Source organism: Actinophytocola sp., assembly GCF_035942955.1.
Classification (GTDB): Bacteria; Actinomycetota; Actinomycetes; order Mycobacteriales; family Pseudonocardiaceae; genus DASYTH01.
This window is the reverse complement of record NZ_DASZCQ010000092.1, coordinates 1-4122: the sequence shown is the minus strand read 5'-3', so window position 1 is coordinate 4122 and position 4122 is coordinate 1. Positions and strand designations below refer to the sequence as shown.

At 68.8% G+C, this 4122-nt stretch carries 5 protein-coding genes and 1 pseudogene; all 6 read left to right on the top strand.

The window, feature by feature from the left end; all coding sequences use genetic code 11:
- Positions 1–2006: translation initiation factor IF-2 (gene infB / locus VGX25_RS09600; protein ID WP_326917282.1), on the top strand; the 2006-nt coding region annotated here is incomplete at its 5' end.
- Between the two features lie 6 nt (positions 2007–2012).
- On the top strand, positions 2013–2306 hold the full coding sequence (locus tag VGX25_RS09595; protein ID WP_326917281.1) for a DUF503 domain-containing protein: 294 nt from the start codon (positions 2013–2015) through the stop codon (positions 2304–2306).
- 21 nt (positions 2307–2327) lie between these two features.
- Positions 2328–2777 carry a 30S ribosome-binding factor RbfA gene (gene rbfA / locus VGX25_RS09590; protein WP_326917280.1) on the top strand — a complete coding sequence of 150 codons (450 nt, stop codon included), beginning with the start codon at positions 2328–2330 and terminating at the stop codon, positions 2775–2777.
- A gap of 122 nt (positions 2778–2899) precedes the next feature.
- On the top strand, positions 2900–3094 hold the full coding sequence (locus VGX25_RS35635) for a helix-turn-helix domain-containing protein (RefSeq protein WP_414635747.1): 195 nt from the start codon (positions 2900–2902) through the stop codon (positions 3092–3094).
- Positions 3043–3620 (top strand): annotated as a pseudogene (locus tag VGX25_RS35630) (DUF5753 domain-containing protein); the annotation flags it as partial. The gene VGX25_RS35635 and the pseudogene VGX25_RS35630, both read left to right, overlap by 52 nt.
- Positions 3621–3623: 3 nt before the next feature.
- Entirely contained in the window at positions 3624–3839 is a 216-nt protein-coding gene (locus VGX25_RS09580; RefSeq protein ID WP_414635746.1) for a DUF397 domain-containing protein, read from the top strand.
- Positions 3840–4122 lie beyond the last annotated feature (283 nt).

Here is a 4122-nt window from a genome sequence, read left to right as displayed (position 1 = left end):
GTGGCGCACCGGCCGGCGGTGGCGGCGGCTTCCGTCCCGGTGGCGGCGGTGGCCGTCCCGGTGGCGGCGGCGGCCGTGGCGGCGCCGCGGGCGCGTTCGGCCGTCCCGGGGGTCCGTCCCGGCGGGGCCGCAAGTCCAAGCGGCAGAAGCGCCAGGAGTACATGGAGAACATGCAGGCGCCCACCGTGGGTGGCGTGCGCCTGCCGAAGGGCAACGGCGAGACCATCCGGCTGCCGCGCGGCGCCTCGCTGACCGACTTCGCCGACAAGATCAACGCCAACCCGGCCTCGCTGGTGCAGGTGCTGTTCCACCTCGGCGAGATGGTCACGGCCACCCAGTCGGTCTCCGACGAGGTGCTCGAGCTGCTCGGCTCCGAGATGAACTACACCGTCCAGGTGGTCAGCCCGGAGGAGGAGGACCGCGAGCTGCTCGGGTCCTTCGACATCACCTACGGCGAGGACGCCGGCGAGGAGTCCGACCTGCAGGCCCGGCCGCCGGTGGTGACCGTCATGGGCCACGTCGACCACGGTAAGACCCGGCTGCTGGACACGATCCGCAAGGCCAACGTCCACGAGGGCGAGGCCGGCGGCATCACCCAGCACATCGGCGCCTACCAGGTGACCACCGAGCTCGAGGGAAACGAGCGGCTGATCACCTTCATCGACACCCCGGGCCACGAGGCGTTCACCGCCATGCGTGCCCGCGGCGCGCAGGCCACCGACATCGCGGTGATCGTGGTCGCCGCCGACGACGGTGTGATGCCGCAGACCGTGGAGGCGATCAACCACGCCCAGGCGGCCAACGTGCCGATCGTGGTCGCGGTCAACAAGATCGACAAGGAGGGCGCGAACCCCGCCAAGATCCGCCAGCAGCTCACCGAGTACGGGCTGGTCGCCGAGGAGTACGGCGGCGACACCATGTTCGTCGACATCTCGGCCAAGCAGGGCACCAACATCGACGCGTTGCTCGAGGCGATCCTGCTGACCGCGGACGCGGCGCTGGACCTGCGGGCCAACCCGGACATGGAGGCACAGGGCGTGGCCATCGAGGCGCACCTGGACCGCGGCCGTGGTCCGGTGGCGACCGTGCTGGTGCAGCGCGGCACGCTGCGCGTCGGCGACTCGATCGTGGCCGGCGACGCCTACGGCCGGGTGCGGCGGATGGTCGACGAGTACAACGAGGACGTCACCGAGGCATACCCGTCCCGGCCGGTCCAGGTCATCGGGTTCACCTCGGTGCCGGGCGCCGGCGACACGTTCCTGGTGGTCGACGAGGACCGGGTGGCGCGGCAGATCGCCGAGCGGCGCTCGGCCCGCAACCGCAACGCGCTCAACGCGCAGCGGCGGGCCCGGGTCAGCCTGGAGAACCTGGACGCGGCGCTCAAGGAGACCAGCCAGCTCAACCTGATCATCAAGGGCGACAACTCGGGTACCGTCGAGGCGCTCGAGGACGCGCTGACGAAGATCGACGTGGGCGACGAGGTGGAGCTGCGGGTCACGCACCGCGGTGTCGGCAGCATCACCGAAAGCGACATCAACCTGGCGATCGCGGACAACGTCATCGTGATCGGCTTCAACGTTCGCGCGGAGGGCAAGGCCACCGAGCTGGCCAACCGCGAGGGCATCGATGTGCGCTACTACTCGGTGATCTACCAGGCGATCGACGAGATCGAGCAGGCGCTCAAGGGCATGCTCAAGCCGATCTACGAGGAGGTGCAGCTCGGTCGGGCGGAGGTCCGCGAGGTGTTCAAGTCCTCCAAGGTGGGCACGATCGCCGGCTGCCTGGTGACATCCGGGGAGATCCGCCGCAACGCCAAGGCGCGGTTGATCCGGGATGGCGCCGTGGTGCAGGAGAACCTGCCGGTCAGCTCGCTGCGCCGGTTCAAGGACGACGCCACGGAGGTCCGCGAGGGTTTCGAGTGTGGTCTGACGTTGGGTTCGTACAGCGACATCAAGGTCGATGACGTGATCGAGACCTACGAGCTGCGTGAGAAGCCCAGGACCTGATGCCCGTTGTATGTCGGTGCCCTCGAGTTGGACGTGCTGCTCGGTGACGTCCGCTCGTTGAAGGAGAAGCGCTCCGCGGTCCGTCCGGTGATCGCGGAGCTGCGCCGCAGGTTCGAGGTGAGCGCGGCCGAGGCCGGTCACCTCGACCTGCACCGGCGAGCGTTGATCGGGGTGGCCGCGGTCGCCCCGGACGCCAAACACGTGCGTGACCTGTTGGACGCGTGCGAACGCCTGGTCGCCGGCCGCCCGGAGCTGGACTTGTTGTCCGCCCGGCGCCGGCTGCTGGGCCCCGATGATTGAGATCGATAGGAGAGTGGCGCCGTGCCCGACGCACCCCGCGCCCGCAGGCTGGCCAAGCGCATCGCGCAGATCGTCGCCTCGGCCTTGGAGCACGAGGTCAAGGACCCCCGCCTGGCCCGGGTCACCATCACCGACGCCAAGGTCACCGCCGATCTGCGTGATGCCACGGTGTACTACACCGTGCTGGGTGACAGCCTCGACTCCGCGCCGGACAAGGCCGGCGCCGCCGCCGCGTTGGATTCCGCCAAGGGTGTGCTGCGCACCATGGTCGGCCAGCGCACCGGCGTCCGCTTCACCCCCACCCTCGCCTTCGTGGCCGACACCGTCCCCGAGGACGCCCGCCACATCGACGACCTGCTGGCCCGCGCCAAAGAGGCGGATGCCGAAGTCGCCCGCCTGGCCAACGGCGCCAAACCCGCCGGCGACCCCGACCCGTACAAACCACCCCGCGAACCCGACCCCGAAGACTGACTTTGCCGCTCTGGCAAGGAAATTCATCCGGGTGAACCTCCGGTTTCGCTACCCCGGACCCGCATCCTGGCGTTCTACCGTGGCCGCATGCAGCGTTACGGACCACGGTCCGCTCCCGGGAGCTGGGCCTCGCCCTTGCTCGAGCCGCCAAGGCCAAGGGCATCGCCGGTCGGGAGCTCGCCCGCGGCCTCGGCTGGTCCGACAGCAAGATCAGCCGCATCTTCAACGCCAACCGCGGCGCCACCATCCCGGACGTCGCCGCGCTGTGCGCCCTCTGCGGCATCAAGGGCCCCAAAACGCCGAGTTGCTCAACCTAGCCGAACGCGCCCACGAACCCGGCTGGTGGCAAGAGTTCGCCGACCGCCTCCCACCCGAGCTGTGCCTGCTCAGCGATTTTGAAGACGCGGCCATCGCGATCACCAGCTTCGAGAACGCCGTGATTCCCGGCCTTCTCCAGACGGCGCCCTACACCCGCGCGCTACTGAATCGGATTCCCACCATCCCCCGGAGGAGATCCCCAAGCGCGTCGAGGCCCGGCTACGCCGTAAGCACATCTTCGAACGCGAGCACCCGGCCAGGTTCCGATTCTGGATTGACGAGTGCGCGCTGGCCCGCACCGGTCCTGGCCGGGACATCATGTCCGAGCAGGTACATCACCTGCTCAGGATGTCGGTACGGTCTTCCGTGCAGATCCGGATCGTCCCCGACGCAGTGGGCTTCCATGCCGGTCGCATGCCGTTCCAGCTCATGCAGTTCACCGAGTTCCATCCGGTTGTGTTCATCGAGGACCAGACGTCAGTGCTGTTCTTGGAACGCCCGGAAACCACCAACGCTTACCGCCACATCGTGACCCACCTCGCTAAGGTTGCTCTCGACGAGGAACACTCCCGCGCCTGGCTTGCCAGCCTGGCAACCGAGCTGGGCGCACCGCGAGAGGAACACGATGAGCACCCCCTCCACTGGAGGAAGGGTTCCCGCAGTGACCACACCAACTGCGTCGAACTGGCCTGGCCCCCCACCTCCGCAGCGGTCCGCGACTCGAAGAATCCCCCCCCACCCTGACCTTCCCCCGCCCCCACCTAGCCGCCTTCCTCACCACCCTCAAAACCCCTAACCCAATCCCGCTGCCCACGTCGAGGGGCCACCCACCCGCCCCTCGCGGTCCTGTCTCGCCTATCGCGGGCAGCCACGGTCCCTGGACACCTGAGGTTCCCCCCAGACCGTGGAGGCATGGACTATGAGGATGATGCGCCATGCCGGAGAAGCGACGGCGGTTCGACCGGGAGTTCCGTGAGGGAGCGGTCCGGATCGTCCGCGAGACGAACAAGCCGATCGCCCAGGTCGC